This is a genomic window from Arthrobacter sp. Y3223166, assembly GCF_059090935.1.
In genome coordinates this window covers 1-16614 of the sequence record NZ_JBNHGE010000002.1, presented here as the reverse complement: position 1 = coordinate 16614, position 16614 = coordinate 1, and the positions used below count along the sequence as shown (strand labels likewise).

Annotated in this window: 9 protein-coding genes and 1 riboswitch; of the genes, 7 read left to right on the top strand and 2 right to left on the bottom strand. The window is 68.5% G+C overall.

Annotated features, from left to right (window positions below; translation table 11 throughout):
* Positions 1 to 120: 120 nt before the first annotated feature.
* The 4 genes from AC5RUH_RS01650 to AC5RUH_RS01635 all read left to right on the top strand — a co-directional run bounded on the left by AC5RUH_RS01650 (position 121) and on the right by AC5RUH_RS01635 (position 5195).
* Complete coding sequence (locus tag AC5RUH_RS01650; protein ID WP_494127722.1) at positions 121 to 960, top strand: ABC transporter ATP-binding protein; 840 nt, start codon at positions 121 to 123, stop codon at positions 958 to 960.
* Positions 961 to 1066: 106 nt separating this feature from the next.
* Positions 1067 to 2110: an aliphatic sulfonate ABC transporter substrate-binding protein gene (locus AC5RUH_RS01645; RefSeq protein WP_494024577.1), complete on the top strand. Its 1044-nt coding sequence runs from the start codon at positions 1067 to 1069 to the stop codon at positions 2108 to 2110.
* On the top strand, positions 2110 to 3033 hold the full coding sequence (locus AC5RUH_RS01640; protein ID WP_494127721.1) for an ABC transporter permease: 924 nt from the start codon (positions 2110 to 2112) through the stop codon (positions 3031 to 3033). Before AC5RUH_RS01645 ends, AC5RUH_RS01640 begins: the two co-directional genes overlap by 1 nt.
* Complete coding sequence (locus AC5RUH_RS01635; RefSeq protein ID WP_494127720.1) at positions 3024 to 5195, top strand: acetate--CoA ligase; 2172 nt, start codon at positions 3024 to 3026, stop codon at positions 5193 to 5195. The genes AC5RUH_RS01640 and AC5RUH_RS01635 overlap by 10 nt, the downstream gene beginning before the upstream one ends.
* Positions 5196 to 5350: 155 nt before the next feature.
* On the opposite strand, the gene AC5RUH_RS01630 is transcribed toward AC5RUH_RS01635, so the two are convergent.
* Together AC5RUH_RS01630 and malQ are read right to left on the bottom strand one after the other, a co-directional pair.
* On the bottom strand, positions 5351 to 6178 hold the full coding sequence (locus tag AC5RUH_RS01630) for an endonuclease domain-containing protein (RefSeq protein WP_494127719.1): 828 nt from the start codon (positions 6176 to 6178) through the stop codon (positions 5351 to 5353).
* A 438-nt stretch (positions 6179 to 6616) separates the two neighbouring features.
* A complete protein-coding gene (gene malQ, locus AC5RUH_RS01625) occupies positions 6617 to 8776 on the bottom strand; it encodes a 4-alpha-glucanotransferase (RefSeq protein WP_494127718.1) in 2160 nt (719 codons plus the stop codon).
* A gap of 277 nt (positions 8777 to 9053) precedes the next feature.
* Positions 9054 to 9148, top strand: a riboswitch (SAM riboswitch).
* A gap of 89 nt (positions 9149 to 9237) precedes the next feature.
* Between malQ and AC5RUH_RS01620 the strand changes: the two genes are divergently transcribed.
* From AC5RUH_RS01620 to AC5RUH_RS01610, 3 genes are all read left to right on the top strand, one after another.
* Complete coding sequence (locus tag AC5RUH_RS01620; protein ID WP_494127717.1) at positions 9238 to 10713, top strand: O-acetylhomoserine aminocarboxypropyltransferase/cysteine synthase family protein; 1476 nt, start codon at positions 9238 to 9240, stop codon at positions 10711 to 10713.
* Positions 10710 to 11207, top strand: coding sequence for a CoA-binding protein (locus AC5RUH_RS01615; protein WP_494127716.1), 498 nt, complete (start codon positions 10710 to 10712; stop codon positions 11205 to 11207). The genes AC5RUH_RS01620 and AC5RUH_RS01615 overlap by 4 nt, the downstream gene beginning before the upstream one ends.
* 201 nt (positions 11208 to 11408) lie before the next feature.
* On the top strand, positions 11409 to 16614 hold a 5206-nt coding region (locus tag AC5RUH_RS01610; protein WP_494127715.1), incomplete at its 3' end, for an Ig-like domain-containing protein.

The following is a 16614-nucleotide window of genomic DNA, read 5'->3' as shown; positions in this document are numbered from 1 at the left end:
CGGAAGCCCACCCAGGCTGCCGGTGATAACGAGGTGACAAGCCACGGGTACGGCCGGCGATTGCCGGGCCGCACGGCTTGATCCGTAGGGTGCTACTGCCAGGATCGATGGAGTGATCCCATGACTGCCGTACTGTCGTCGTCCCGCCACGCGGCTCCCGTTGCCGCTGCACCCGCGGCCCGTTCCGACTCCGCGCTGGCCGTTTCCTTTCGCGCCCTGAACCGCACGTTCGGCACGGGAGCACAGGCCCACACCGTGCTGCGCGACGTGAACTTCGAGGTCCGTCCCGGCGAGGTGCTGGCCATCCTGGGCCCGTCAGGCTGCGGCAAGTCCACCTTGCTCCGCGCCACCGCAGGCCTCGACGCGCCCAGCGCCGGCGCGGTGGAAATCGACGGCACTCCGGTCCAGGGCATCGACTCCCGCTGCGCCGTCGCGTTCCAGGAACCCCGGCTGCTGCCGTGGCACACCCTGCAGGCCAACGTGGCCATCGGCCTGCCCAAGAGCTCCAGCGCCAAGCAGGGCAAGTCCAAGGTCGCCCGGCTGCTGGACCTGGTCGGCCTGGCCGCCTTCGCCAAGCACCGGCCGCGCGAGGTCTCCGGCGGCATGGCCCAGCGGGCATCCCTGGCCCGGGCCTTGGCCCGCAATCCGGGCGTGCTGCTGCTGGACGAACCGTTCGGCGCGCTGGACGCGCTGACCCGGATCAAGATGCAGGACCTGCTGCTCGATATCCACGCGGTGGAACCCACCACTGTGTTGCTGGTGACCCACGACGTGGACGAGGCCCTGCAACTGGCGGACAGGATCATCGTGCTTGGCAAGGAAGAGGGCCGCGAGGACGACGGCGCCACGATCGTGCGCACCGTCGACGTTCCCGGCAGCCGCCCGCGGGACCGCGGTTCGGTCGAGTTGGCCCGAATGCGCCGCTCGCTCCTCGAAAGCCTCGGCGTCGACGGCCATTAGGGCCGCCCTCGCCACCCACAAATCACGCAATGCCCGGGCCGTTCGCGCCCGAAAGTCATCCGGAGCGGAATTTCTCCTGTTCCGCACCCCGTCCAAAGGAACCACCATGTCTCTTGCCAGCCGTTTCTCCCGCCGCCCGCTCCTCGGCGCTGCCGCCGTTGCCGCCACCGCCTCGCTGGCCCTGACCGGCTGCGTTGCCGGTGAGGATTCCGAAGCCACCGCGGCCCAAGGCGGCGGCGATGGCGTGCTCAACATCGACTTCGCCACCTACAACCCGCTGAGCCTGGTCATCAAGGAAAAGGGCTGGCTGGAGGCCACCCTGGCCGACGAGGGCGTCGAGGTGAACTGGGTGCAGTCGGCCGGTTCCAACAAGGCCAACGAGGCGCTGCGCTCCGGAGCGGTCGACGTCGGCTCCACCGCCGGTTCAGCGGCGCTGCTGGCCCGCGCCAACGGCTCGCCGATCAAGACCATCAGCCTCTACTCGCAGCCGGAATGGGCCGCCCTGGTGGCGCTGCCCGACTCCGGCATCGAGTCCGTCGAGGACCTCAAGGGCAAGTCCGTGGCCGCCACCAAGGGCACCGACCCCTACTTCTTCCTGCTCCAGTCGCTGGAAGAGGCCGGCCTCTCCGCCGACGACGTCACCGTGGAAAACCTGCAGCACGCCGACGGTTTGACCGCGCTGAAGCAGGGCTCGGTCGACGCCTGGTCCGGCCTGGACCCGATCATGGCCGGCGCAGAACAGGACGGCGCCGAGCTGTTCTACCGGAACCTGGACTTCAACACCTACGGCTTCCTGAACGCCACCGAGTCCTTCCTGCAGGAGGAGCCGGAACTCGCGCAGGCCGTGGTGAACGCGTACGAGAAGGCCCGCGCCTGGGCCGCCGAGAACCCCGAGGAAACCGCGCAGATCCTCGCGGACGTCGCCGGCCTGGACCTCGAGGTCGCCACCAAGGTGATCACCGAGCGCAGCAACCTGGACGTTGAGGCGGCCCCGGGCGAGAAGCAGCGCGCGGTGCTGGCGAAGGTCGGGCCGGCGTTCGTCGAGACCGGCGACGTGAAAAGCCAGGCCGACATCGACGAGGCCCTCGCCACCCTGCTCGACGATTCGCTGGTGAAGCAGGCCGATCCGTCGGCCATCAAGGAATCCTGATGACGCACCTCGGTAATCCCGGCGCCTCCGGCGCCAGCGTTTACGCCACCAGTCAGGAAGGCCTCACGGCCACCGGCGTCCTCAAAACCGCGGGCGCGCCCCGGCCGGAACAGGACGGCCCCTCGACCGAGCGCTCCCCCGCCAACGGATGGTCCCCGACCGGGGTGCTCGGCAACGGCTGGGCCCGCCTGCTCCTTGGCCTGCTGCTGCCCGCCGCCCTGCTCGCCGCCTGGCAGTGGAGCGCCTCCGCCGGTCTGTTCAGCTCCGTCCAGCTGCCGGCACCGGCGGCTGTCATCGAGGCCGCCGTCGACCTGATCCAGCGCGGCGAACTGGCCCAGCACGTGGCCATCTCCACCCAGCGCGTGCTGCTCGGCTTCGCTTTTGGCGCCGCCCTCGGCCTGGTCTTCGGCGCGCTGATCGGGCTGTCCAAGGTGGCCGATGTGCTGCTCTCCCCCACCATCGGGGCGCTGCGCGCGGTGCCGTCGCTGGCGTGGGTGCCGCTGCTCATCCTGTGGATGAAGATTGGCGAGGACTCCAAGGTCACGCTGATCCTGATCGGCGCGTTCTTCCCCGTGTTCACCACTGTCTCGCTGGCCCTGCGCCACGTGGACAAGAACCTGGTGGAGGCCGGTCGCGCGTTCGGGCTCAAGGGCGTGAAGCTGCTGACCACCGTGCAGCTGCCGGCCGTGGTGCCCGCCGTGTTCTCCGGGCTGCGGCTGGCGCTGGCACAGGCCTGGCTGTTCCTGGTGGCGGCGGAACTGATCGCCTCCTCCATGGGTTTGGGCTTCCTGCTCACGGATTCGCAAAACAACGGCCGCACCGACCGGCTGCTGCTAGCCATCGTCCTGTTGGCCATCATCGGCAAGATCACCGACGCGCTCCTGGGAGTCGCGGAGAAATGGGCGGTCAAGAGATGGGCATAGAAGTAGCCGAAACCGCCGGCGGCCGCCGCGCCGCCGGGAGCACCGCCGTCGTCGGTCAGGAAGGGCCGGCGCCGTACCGCGACCGGGTGACCGAATGGCCGGAGCCGCAGACCGAGGCCGAGCGGATTGAGTTCTGGGAGCGCGCGGCGGCCCGGCTTCAGTGGGCCGAGCCGTGGCACACCGCGCACTCCGCCACCCCGGTGGACAGCGTTGCACGGCGGGGACCCGAGCTGCGCTGGTTCGACGGCGGCACGCTGAACGCCGCGGTCAACTGCGCGGACCGGCACGTCGAAGCCGGGCTCGGCGACAAGGTGGCGCTGCACTTCGAGGGCGAGCCCGGCGACCGCCGGACCGTGACCTACCGCGAGCTGCAGGAGCTGGTCTCGCAGGCCGCCAACGCGCTGCTGGCGCTGGGCGTCGGCAAGGGCGACCGCGTGGTCATCTACCTGCCGGTGCTGGTGGAAACCGTCGTGATCACGCTGGCCTGCGCGCGGATCGGGGCGGTGCACTCGCTGGTCTTCGGCGGCTTCTCCGCGGAGGCCCTGAAGTTCCGGGTGGAGGACACCGGCGCCAAGCTGCTGGTCACCACAGACGGCCAGTACCGCCGCGGCACCGCCGTCCCGGTCAAGGCCAACGCCGACGCGGCGGTTTCCGGCGAGAACGCGATCGAGCACGTGCTGGTGATCAACCGCACCGGCCACACGGACATCAACTGGGTGGAACGCCGCGACGTGTGGTGGCACGACGTCGTCGAAACCCAGCCGCGCGTCCACGAGGCCGAGGCGTTCGACGCCGAGACGCCGCTGTTCATCATGTACACCTCGGGCACCACAGGCCAGCCCAAGGGCCTGGTCCACACGACCGGCGGCTACCTGACGCAGGCCTCGTTCAGCCACACGTACCTGTTCAGCAACCCGGACCCGGACGCGCGCGAGGACGACGTGCACTGGTGCACCGCGGACCTGGCCTGGGTCACCGCGCACACCTACGAGATCTACGGGCCGCTGAGCAACGGCGTCACGCAGGTGATTTACGAGGGCGTGCCGAACGCCCCGCACCCCGGCCGGCACTTCGAGGTCATCGAGCGCTACGGCGTGACCAGTTACTACACGGCGCCCACGCTGGTCCGGTCGCTGATGGGCTGGTTCCCCGACGGCATCCCGGCCGAGTACGACCTGAGCTCCGTCCGCCTGTGCGGCACGGTGGGCGAGGCCGTGAACCCGGAGGCCTGGCGCTGGCTGCGCAACCAAGTGGGGCGGGATTCGCTGGTCGCCGGGGCCCCCTCGTCGGGCGTGCCGATGGTGGATACCTGGTGGCAGTCGGAGACCGGGGCCACTGTGCTCTCGCCGCGCCAGACCGATGCGTCCTTCAAGCCCGGCTGCGCCACCCGCGCCCTGCCGGGGCTGGCCACGGACATCGTGGACGACGGCGGCGCCCGGGTGGGTGCCGGCGAGCAGGGCAACATTGTGGTCACCAGCACCGGGCCGGCGATGGCGCGGACCGTGTGGGGCAACCCGGAACGCTACTTCACGTCCTACTGGGAAAAGTACGCGGCGCAGGGCTGGTTCCTGGCCGGCGACGGGGCCCGCTTCGACGCCGACGGCGACACCTGGATCCTGGGCCGGACCGACGACGTCATCAACATCTCGGGACACCGGCTGTCCACGATCGAGATCGAGTCCGCGCTGGTCTCACACCCGGCGGTGGTGGAGGCCGGCGTCTGCCCGACCTACGACGCCAAAACGGGACACGCGGCCACGGCTTTCGTGGTGCCGCGCGACAAGTCGCTGATCGGGACGAGGGTTGCGGGGCTGACAGCCTCGGAAGCCGGGCAGGCCGCGGAAGCCGGGCAGGCCGCGCCGGCCCCCGGGCAGCCGGAAGCCGGTCCGGCCTCCGGAACGGCGACGGCCGCGCAGGCCGCGGAAACTGCGAAGCAGGCCGCGACAATTGCGGCCTTGCGGGACCACGTTGCCACGCAGATCGGGCCGATCGCCAAGCCCCGCGACGTGGTGTTCGTCCCCGACGTGCCCAAGACCCGCAGCGGCAAGATCATGCGCCGGCTGCTGACCCAGTTGTTCGAGGGGACGGAGCTGGGCGACACGACCAGCCTGCAGAACGAGCCGTGCATCGCCCAGATCCAGGCCATCTGCGACGCACGGTAAAGTTTTCCGCCTTCACCGGGCAGGGCTGTCCATGTTTCGGCGGACCGCTGAGCGTTTCTCCTAGTCAGGGCCAGAGGCCGCTCCAAAAGGTGGACAGTTGCTGCAGAACTGGGACACCCGGCCTGCCGCCTGCATGACTCCGGGGAACCCCGCACTCAGGCAACACGCCGCAACATCGTCATGACCTCGGCGACAACGTTCTGGGGCGTGAAGACGAGATCCTCGTACACGTACCGCAATGTTGGAAACCCGCTGAGCATGCCCGCGTTGTTCCTTTTGCGGTCCTTCTTGAAAGTCGCCCGGTTCCAGTGGAAGTCGAACCCGTCCAGCTCAATGATGAGGCAACCTTCCACCACCATGTCCACTCGTCCAAGCCCCTGGACCGGCACCTGGGTTTCCACCCGAAGCCCGACCGTGCGGAACAGGTCGCGGGCGATAATCTCGAGCGGCGAATCGGCGTCGTCACCGATGCTCAGAACGACGGCCCGACGCATGCCGTTGCGTTTGCCTGGAAGCCGCTCCACCAGTTCGGCTTTGGTAACGACACCCCTGCGCACGGCCGATTCCGCTACGACCAACGCCTCCAGCCGCGGCCTGCATCGGATGGCATGCAGTACGCAGTCCAAAATGCTCACATAGCTCCCAGGCCGCTGCCTCCCCAGCAATTCGCCCCGGTGCTTCACAGTGGACGGCGGCTGCCGGCTGTGAAGCGTCCACAGGTGCAGTTGATCCGGGTCTTTGATCGTCCAAAGCCCCAGTTCCCGAGCCGCTGAAATGCAGGTAATCAATCCGTTGGCCAGCACGGCGACGCGTACGTTCGCATCGGCCTTCTCCGTACCGACGATTCCTTGGCGGAGCACAGTGATCGCGCCGTTCTTGACGGCTGCCTTGATCTGGTCTCGGCTGAAACCGCAGCGCGCCAGTTCGCCGGTTGGGAGTGTTCCACCGCGCCGTTCAACGTAACCAGCTATCACCTCATCCATGACCACGAGCATGCAGGCTGCGGCGGCGGACAGCTAGATCCCCGCACTCCCTGTGGACAACGTGCTGCTGCCCGGCTGCAGAGACCCGGCCACGCCGCGGGACTCTCCACGTTTTGCGGGAAGCTTCTGCGTTTGTCCTAGTCAGCGCCAGACCCCGCTCCAAGACACGGACAGTTCCTGCTGAAGGTGGACAACTGGTCACGTTCAGCAGCCCCCGTTCCTTGGCAGGGCGCACGGCCATTCGACGCGGGCGACGATGCGTTCCGCGTCCGTCCAAGGGGGAGCCCCGGCCGACGCCGGTGCGTTCCGCGTCCGTCCAAGGGGGAGCCCCGGCCGACGCCGGTGCGTTCCGCGTCCGTCCAAGGGGGAGCCCCGGCCGACGCCGGTGCGACGCGCCGGCGGGGTCGCGAGAGGCTTCCCGGCTCGGCGTGGACCCGCCTAGTCCTGACCCAGGGCGCGCACCAGCGAGTCGAACCGCTCGTTGGCGGCCAGGTCCTCGATCAGGACCGACGCCCCGTCCGGCCCGGCCAGCGGAATCCGCCAGTTCGGGTATTCGTCCGCGGTGCCCGGCTGGTTCTGGGTCCGAAGCTCCCCCACAGCGTCAGTGAGCGCAACGCCCAGCAGCACCGAGGGGGTCTGCGTGATGAACGCGTGCAGCGCCTCGACGGTGCGTTGTTCGGCGGCGGGGCCGGCGCCGTCGTCGTGCGGTGGGGCGGCCGGCACCCGCGAGCGCACCGTGGAGAGCACTGCCTCTTGGGCTGCCTGGTCCAAAGCCCGTTCCTCCTCCACCGGCCGGTTCAGCAGGCCCAGCGATTCGCGCAACTCCACGTGCTTGCCCGCCAGGTAGCCGGCGGTAGGCGGCAGGTCGTGCGTGGTGACGCTGGTCAGGCAGGAACGGCGGTAGCGCTCGGGTGCGCGGGGGCTGCCGTCCTCGTACTCAAACCACAGGATGGAGGTCCCCAGGATGCCGCGCTCGGCCAGGTAGTCCTGCACGCCCGGCTCGAACACCCCGAGGTCTTCGCCAATAACGACGACGCCGGCCCGTTCCGCTTCCAGGGCGAGGATGCCTATCAAGGCCTCGTGATCGTAGTACACGTAGGCGCCTTCGCCGGGAGGGCTGCCGGCGGGAATCCACCACAGCCGGAACAGCCCCAGGATATGGTCCACCCGGATGCCGCCGGCGTGCCGCAGGACGGTCCGCAGCATGTCCCGGTAGGCAACATAGCCGGATTCGGCCAGGCGGTGCGGATGCCACGGGGGCTGTGACCAGTCCTGGCCCTGTTGGTTAAACATGTCCGGCGGCGCACCCACGGAGATGCCGGGGGTCAGCACATCCTGCAACGTCCAGGCATCGGCGCCGGTGGGATGGACGCCGACGGCGAGATCGTGCACTATCCCGATGTTCATTCCCGCGTCGAGGGCGCTGCCCTGCGCCGCCTCGAGCTGCTCGTCGCACAGCCACTGCAGCCATTGATGGAACTCGATGCGGTCCTTCAGCTCGCTCCGCTGTGCTTCGACGAAAGCGGCATCGGACCACTCCGGTGCCCCGGCCGGAACAGTTTCGGCCATGGCACACCACAGGGCAAACCGCTCCAGCCCCTCGCCTTCCTGCGCGCGGAAGGCTTCGAACCGCTGCTGCCGTTCCGCGGACCGGGGCACCGCGAAGACCGTTTCCAGAGCCTGCAGCTTGGCCGCAAAAACCGGGTCGCGGTCCAGGATGACGGCGTCCAGGTTCGCGTCGTGGAAGTTGTTGGCCAGCGGGACGCCGCTGGCTTCGGGCACGTCCTCGACCCGCAGGTACAGGGGATTGACGAACCGGCGCGTGGAGGGCAGGTAGGGCGAGGGCTCCACCGGCGGTTTCGGCTGCGCCGCGTGCAGCGGGTTGATCAGGACGAACCCCGCGCCCTTCGCGGCAGCCGTCCCGGCGAGGCTGGCCAGGTCATGCAGGTCGCCGATGCCCCAGGAGGACCGCGAGCGCACGGAGTACAGCTGTGCCATCAACCCCCACGTCCGGGGCAGGCGGTCCGCGGTGGTCAGGCGCCGCGGGGTGACCACGAGGGCGCACCGTGCCTCGCTGTCGGCTGGTTCCGCGGCCGCGCCGGTTCCGGGCTCCATCGCCTCCGACTGGGCCGGGGCCGCACCGGTCCCAGACTCGATCCCCTCCGACTGTTCCGCTACCTCCAGCGTGTGCCAGCCCAGCGGGATGTCGGCCGGCACCACCGCCGTGAAACGAACAGGCGGGGCACCTTCCGCATCCTCCGACCCGCCGGCCAGCACCTCGACGTCGCGCCGGGAGCCGTCCTCCAGCAGGATCCGGACCCGAGGACGGACGCCGGGCGGCGCGTTGACCGGAACCTCGGTGGCGGTGCCTTGGCGGACGACGACGGCGGGCGGCAGCGTGCGCTGCACCGGTACCAGTTCAGCGGCTCGGAGGGAAGCCGTCACATCGTCGTCGGTGGCACAGGGGACGTCCAGCGCGGTGAGGACGGAAACCAGCGTTGCCTCACTGACTGTCTTCTCGCCCCCGTCCCAGCCATGGAAGGTAATGCCAACGCCATGTTTCCCCGCGAGGCGCTGCAGCGCCGAAAGTTCAGCCATAGACCCAATCTACGGTGAACTGTCCGGACGCGGGAACGTCCCTCCTCAGCGGGCCAGGCGAAGATCGTGCCGCCGAGCGGCGGGCACCGCCGTCGTCCGGGCATTCGCAAGCAGGGCATTGCGCGGCGGACCGCGAGCGGCCGGCACCGCCGTCGTGCCGGGCATTCACAAGCCGGGCGACCGCAAGGCGCCCGCCGCAAGCACGGGCGCCCCAACCCCGGACGCAACGCGGCTCAACATTCTTTGCTGCCGCGGCGGTTGGTTGCGAGAATGGACGGGACCATCCCGAGCGGTTGAGAGATCTGGCTCTTTGACACCGCAGCAACCATCCGGACGCCACCGGAAAGGTGCTACCGCCAGAAGCGATGGAGAGAGCGCAAGCAATCTTTGATCCCGACGGCGCCCGCGCCGCCAAGGACGTCATTGCCCGGGAACCCAAGTTTTGAAGGAGCAAGCGCCTGATGGCTGAACGCACATTCGGTTTCCGCACCCGCGCCCTGCACGCCGGCGGCACGCCCGACGCCGAGCACGGTGCCCGGGCCGTACCGATCTACCAGAGCACCTCGTTCGTGTTCAAGGACACAGACGACGCCGCGAACCTCTTCGCACTGCAGAAGTACGGCAACATCTACTCCCGCATCGGCAACCCCACGGTCGCCGCGTTCGAGGAGCGCATCGCCTCGCTCGAGGGCGGCATCGGCGCGGTGGCGACGTCGTCGGGCATGGCCGCCGAGTTCATCACCTTCGCGGCCCTGGCCGGCGCGGGCGACCACATCGTGGCCTCGTCCAAGCTCTACGGCGGCACCATCACCCAGCTGGACGTGACGCTGCGCCGGTTCGGCGTGGAGACCACCTTCGTCGACTCCAACGCCCCCGCCGACTTCGCCGCGGCCATCGGCGAGAACACCAAGGCCGTCTACACGGAGATCGTGGCCAACCCGTCGGGCGACATCGCGGACCTCGCCGGCCTGGCCGCTGTGGCGCACGACGCCGGAATCCCCCTGGTCGTCGACGCCACCTTGAGCACGCCCTACCTGATCCGACCGATCGAGCACGGCGCGGACATCGTGATCCACTCCGCCACCAAGTTCCTGGGCGGCCACGGCACCACCCTGGGCGGCGTCGTCGTCGAATCCGGGCGTTTCAACTGGGGCAACGGCAAGTTCCCGCAGATGACCGAGCCGGTGCCCAGCTACGGCAACGTGTCCTGGTGGGGCAATTTCGGCGAGTACGGCTTCCTCACCAAGCTCCGGTCCGAGCAGCTGCGCGACATCGGCCCGTCGCTGTCCGCGCAGTCCGCGTTCCAGCTGCTGCAGGGCGTGGAAACGCTGGCCCAGCGGATGGACGAGCACCTGGCCAACGCCCGCACCGTGGCCGAATGGCTGGAAGCCGACGAGCGCGTCTCCTGGGTCAGCTACGCCGGCCTGCCCGCGCACCCGCATTACGAGCGGGGCCGGAAGTACCTGCCCAAGGGCGTGGGATCCGTGTTCAGCTTCGGCGTCAAGGGCGGCCGCACCGCGGGCCAGAAGTTCATCGAGTCGCTGCAGCTGGCCAGCCACCTGGCCAACATCGGCGACGCCCGCACCCTGGTGCTGCACCCGGGATCGACCACGCACCAGCAGCTCACCGCCGACCAGCTCGTGGCCGCCGGCGTGCCCGAGGACCTGATCCGCATCTCCGTGGGCCTGGAAGACGTGGACGATATCCTCTGGGACCTGGACCAGGCGCTGGCCGCCTCGCAGCAGGCCGGCGCCGAGCACGGCCCCAGCCGCGACCATGAGGACGCCGCGTTCGACAGCTCCGAGTTCGCCTCGCCCAGCTATGCCGGCGAGTCCTGCGCGATCCCGGCGGAGCGCTCCCCCCGGACAGAGCCCGGAACGCGCGTAGTCGAGTCCGTCGAAGAACTGATCGAAGCCGAAGAAGGAGCCGCCAAGTGACCGCGACACCCGAACGCACCTGGATCGGCCCGTCCGCCGCGGAGCGTCTGAACATCCTACGCAACACCAAATCCATCGCCATCGTCGGCGCCTCGGACAAGCCGAGCCGGGCCAGCTACTTCGTGGCCACGTACCTGCTGTCCAGCTCGCCGTACAAGGTGTATTTCGTGAACCCGGTGGCGAAGGAGATCCTGGGTCAGCCGGTGTACAAGTCGCTGGCGGACCTGCCCGAGGTGCCGGACCTGGTGGATGTCTTCCGCAGGCACGACGACCTGCCCACCGTTTTGGAGGAAACCCTGGCCGTCGGCGCCAAGACGCTCTGGCTGCAACTGGGCTCCTGGCACGAGGAGGTTGCGGCCCAGGCCGAGGCCGCCGGCTTAAACGTGGTGATGGACCGCTGCGTGAAGATCGAGCACGCCCGCTTCCACGGCGGCCTGCACCTGGCCGGCTTCGACACGGGTGTGATCTCCTCGAAGCGGCAGCTGACCGTCTAGAGGGCCTGCCGCCCCGAGGGCCTACCGCCCCGCCCGCCTGCCGCCCCGCCCCTTGTCCCCCGGCCTTCCACGTGGAGGCCCGGGGGCAAGGGGCCGGTTTTTTCCTGCCCGGAAGTAGACGGAAAGAGCCTTCAAGGATTTCCCCAAGGTCCTCGTCGGATGCTGTGGCCAGCCACACATCACTCGACTAGGGGAGTCACCGTGTTTACTGCACCAACCGATCCACAACCGAGGAGGGGCACCGAACGTGCCGACAAGGGGAGGCCATCCTTCCCCCGGAAAGTTACGGCCGGGCTCGCCGCGCTGGTGCTGGGCGCGGGCGTGCTGCCCTCCGCCCTCGCCCCCGCGGCGTTGGCAGCGCCGGTAGGCCAAGGCTTGACCCTCAATGCCGGGGACATGCGATTCATCCTGAAGCAAATCAAGATCGCGGAAAACCACGCCACCAAGGAAGACGCCGAGGGCAAACCCGTGCCGGGCCAGCCGCTCCTGGGCCCCGGCCCCAACCAAATAGCCAATCCGCTGCTGCCCTACGGGCTGCGCACGGTGGACGGGTCCGACAACAACCTGGTGCCCAACCAAGGGCACTTCGGCGCCGCCAGCCTGCCCTTCCCGCGGCTGGCAGAACCGGAATGGCGGGCCACCGCCGGCGGGCAGTCGTACAAGTCGGTCAACGTTCCGATGATCCGGGACGCGGACCCGCGCTTCGTCAGCAACGTCATCGTGGACCAGACCTCCACCAATCCGGCCGCGATCGCCGCGGCCGGCAAGGCGCACCGGACGGTGAACGACGGCCCGACGGCGGTCCCCTGCGACGACGAGGGGCTGCCCCTGAACTGTGTTCCCGACGGCGAGACACTCGACATCCCGAATGTCACCACCGACTTCGGGCTCTCGCCGCCCTACAACGGCTTCTTTGCCCTCTTCGGCCAGTTTTTCGACCACGGCATCGACTTCACCAAGAAGACCAGCAACGTCGTCATGATGCCGCTGGCCAAGGACGATCCGCTGTACGTCGAGGGCTCGCCCACGAACTTCATGCTGCTCAACCGGGCGGAGAACCAGCCCGGCCCCGACGGCAAGCTCGGGACCGACGACGACGTCCAGAACGCCACGAACACGGACTCTCCGTGGGTTGACCAGAGCCAGACCTACTCGTCGAATCCGTCCCATCACGTCTTCCTCCGGGAGTACGAGCTCAACGAGGACGGCGACCCGGTCTCGACCGGCGAACTGGCCGAAGGCGAACCCGGCGGCATGGCCACCTGGGCGGACATCAAGGCGCAGGCCGAGTCCATGCTCGGCCTGAAGCTCTCCGACGCCGACGTCGTGAACATCCCGATGCTGGCCACCGACCAGTACGGGCGCTTCCTGCGCGGCCCCAACGGGCTGCCGCAGTACATCACGCAGGACAAGCAGTTCGTGGAAGGGAACCTGGAGAACCCCGTCGCGCCGCCGGCGGATGTCCAGCGGATCGGCATCGCGTTCCTGGACGACATCTCCCACTTCGCGGCACCGTTCGACTCGCGGGGCGCGGCCCTGGCACCCGACGGGGACGGCGGCATCACGCCCACCAGCGGCCGGCAGGACCCGGGCACGTACGACGACGAAATGCTCGACGCGCACTTCGTTGGCGGCGACGGCCGCCTGAACGAGAACATCGGCCTCACCGCCGTCCACCAGGTCTTCCACTCGGAGCACAACCGGCTGGTCACCTACATGGAAGAACTGCTGACGTCCCTGAACCTGGACCTGAACGAGTGGAAGCTGCCCAACGGCGAATGGAACGGGGAGCGCCTCTTCCAGGCCGCACGGTTCGTGACGGAGATGGAGTACCAGCACATCGTCTTCGAGGACTTCGCTCGAAAGATCCAGCCGGGCATCAATCCCTTCAACGTCTTCACCCAGTCGGACACGGCGATCGACCCGGCGATCGAGGCGGAGTTTGCCCACGCGACCTACCGGTTCGGTCACTCCATGCTGACGGACACCGTGGATCGGAAGACCAACAGCGGAGCCGACATCGGCCTCCCGCTGCTGGACGCGTTCCTGAATCCACCGGCCTACTACGCCAACGGAGACAGCACGATGACGCCCGAGCAGGCGGCAGGCGCGATCGCGATGGGCATGACCGACCAGGTGGGCGCAGAGCTCGACGAGTTCGTCACCGACACGCTGCGCAACAGCGTGCTCGGGCTGCCCCTGGACCTGGCCGCGCTCAACATCGCCCGCGGCCGGGAGACCGGCGTCCCGTCGCTGAACAATTTCCGCAAGGACCTCTACGCGAAGACCAGCGAGTCGTCCCTGAAGCCCTACAGCAGCTGGGTGGACTTCGGGCAGGCGCTGAAGCATCCGGATTCGGTGGTCAACTTTATGGCCGCTTACGGCACGCATCCCAGCATCACCGGGGCGACGAGCATCGAGGCCAAGCGCGCGGCGGCGCAGAAACTCTTCGACATGAGCCCCGACCCGGCGGCCGAAACTCCGGCCGATGCCTACGATTTCGTCAACAGCAACGGGGAGTGGGAGAACGACGGCGGCGCCTCCAGGACCGGTTTGGACACGGTCGATCTGTGGGTGGGGGGCCTGGCCGAAGCCCAGAATCTCTTCGGCGGGCTGCTCGGCTCCACCTTCAACTACATCTTCGAACGCCAGATGACGGACCTGCAGGACGGTGACCGTCTCTACTACCTGTCCCGCACCTCGGGCCTGAACCTGCGGGCCCAGCTCGAAGGCAACTCCATGGCCGAGCTGGTGATGCGCAATACCGACGCTTCCGCGCTCAAGGCCGACGTCTTCGGCGTCGCCGACTGTGAGTTCGAGATGGGCAACATCACCGGCACCACGGGCAACAATGTGGCCGATGATCCCGCCTCGGCCTGCGACGAGTCAGCACTGCTGCTCCGCATGGCGGACGGCACCATCCGCTACCGCGTCATCAACAGCGTGGACCGCTCGGGCCTCAACGCCCAGGCGACCTATAACGGCAAGGACGATGCCGACGGCGCAGACGGGACGGACCGGATCTGGGCCGGCGTCGACAACGACACCGTCTGGGGCAACGGCGGCAGTGACATCATCGAAGGCAACGACGGCGCGGACACCCTCCTGGGCGGCGCCGGCAACGATCGGATCACCGACTCCCACGGGGACGACGTGATCAAGGGCGGGCCGGGCAACGACGCGATGGACGCCGGTCCCGGACTCGACGTGATCATGTCCGGCGACGGAGACGACTTCTCCAACGGCGGACTCAACGGCAACCAGACCTTCGCCGGCGAGGGCAATGATCTCGTGATAGCCGGCGACGGACCGGACACGGTGTTCGGCGGCGGCGGCGATGACTGGCAAGAAGGCGGCAACGCGAACGACCTGCTCCAGGGCGACAGCGGTGCCCCGTTCTTCGACGACATCAACAACCCCGGCCACGACGTCCTCATCGGCGACAGCGGCGAGGACGACTACGATGCCGAGGGCGGTGACGACGTCATGGTCGCCGGTCCCGGGATCGAGCGCAATCACGGCGTCTACGGCTTCGACTGGGTGACCCACGCCCGGTCGGTCGAGGCAGCCGATTCCGATATGCGCATGATCATCGTGGAGGGCCCGAACGCGCTCAAGGACCGGTTCCTGCTGGTCGAGGCCCTCTCCGGCTGGGACAAGGACGACGTCTTGCGCGGCGATGACGTGATTCCGGCCGATCCCGACAACGAGGTGGCGGTGCCCGGCCTCAGCAATACGCTCGACGCCGAGGGCATCAAGCGGATTGCCGGCCTGGCCGAGCTGCTGCCCGCCGGTGCCACCGAGTTCGGCGCCGGCAACATCATCATCGGCGGCTCCGGGAGCGACCAGATCTGGGGCAACGGCGCGGATGACGTCATCGACGGCGACAAGTGGCTGAACGTGCGGCTCAGCGTACGCGACGCTCAGGGCGCTGAACTGCGGTCAGTCACCAGCCTGAAGACCATCCAGGCCGATATTATGGCCGGCCGGATCGACCCGGGCGACGTCGTCATCGTGCGGGAAATCCTCAACAGTGCGGCTCCGACCGACATCGACACCGCCAACTTCTCCGGCGCGCTCGATGAATACGACATCACCACCGTCGACGGAGTCACGACCGTGGCGCACGTCCGTGGCAGCGGGGACGACGGCACCGACACCATCACCAATGTCGAGCGCCTCCGGTTTGCCGACCAGACCATCGAGCTGACCGATACCGAAGGCCCCACGGTGACGGACCGCGCTCCTGCTGACGGGGCAACCGGCGTGGCCGTCGGGGTCGACATCACGGCGACCTTCAGCGAGGACGTCCAAGGCATCTCCGGGACAACGGCCACGCTGACGGCCGCGGAAGCAACGGCACCGACCGCCGCCACAGTGACCTACGATCCAGTGACCCGAACGGCGACGCTTGACCCGGTGGCGGACCTGGCGATCGACACGGTCTACACCGTTGCGCTCACCAGCGGCATCCGGGACGCGGCGGGCAACCCACTCGCTGCCACCAGTTGGTCGTTCACCACTGCCGGACCGGCTCCATCGGTGACCGGGCGCAGTCCGGAGGCGGACGCCACTAACGTGGCCACCAACAGCAACATCACCGCAACCTTCAGCGAACCTGTCGCCGGAGTCGACGGCACCACCTTCCGGGTCACCAACGCGGCCGGCACGGCAGTGACGGCAACCGTCAGCTACGACGACGCGACCCGGACGGCTACCCTCGACCCCGCCAACCTGCTGGCCAACCGCACCTATACCGTGCAGCTGACCGGCGGCATCCGGGATCTGCAGGGCAATGCCCTGCCGGCCACTACGTGGAACTTCTCCACCGAGGCCGCACCGGTTATCACCGAACTGACCCCGGCGGCGAACGCCACCGACGTGGCCACCAACAGCAACATCACCGCCACGTTCAGCAAGCCGGTCACCGGAGTCAACGGCACCACCTTCCGGGTCACCAACGCGGCCGGCACGGCAGTGACCGCAACCGTCAGCTACGACGACGCAACCCGGACGGCTACCCTCGACCCCGCCAACCTGCTGGCCAACCGCACCTACACCGTGCAGCTGACCGGCGGCATCCGGGACCTTTCGGGTAACCCGATCACGGCCACCACATGGAGCTTCACCACCGAAGCCGCGCCGGTCATCACCGAACGGACCCCGGCGGTGAACGCCACCAACGTGGCCACCAACAGCAACATCACCGCCACGTTCAGCAAACCGGTCACCGGAGTCAACGGCACCACCTTCCGGGTCACCAACGCGGCCGGCACGGCAGTGACCGCAACCGTCAGCTACGACGACGCGACCCGGACGGCTACCCTCGACCCCGCCAACCTGCTGGCCAACCGCACCTACACCGTGCAGCTGACCGGCGGCATCCGGGACCTTTCGGGTAACCCGA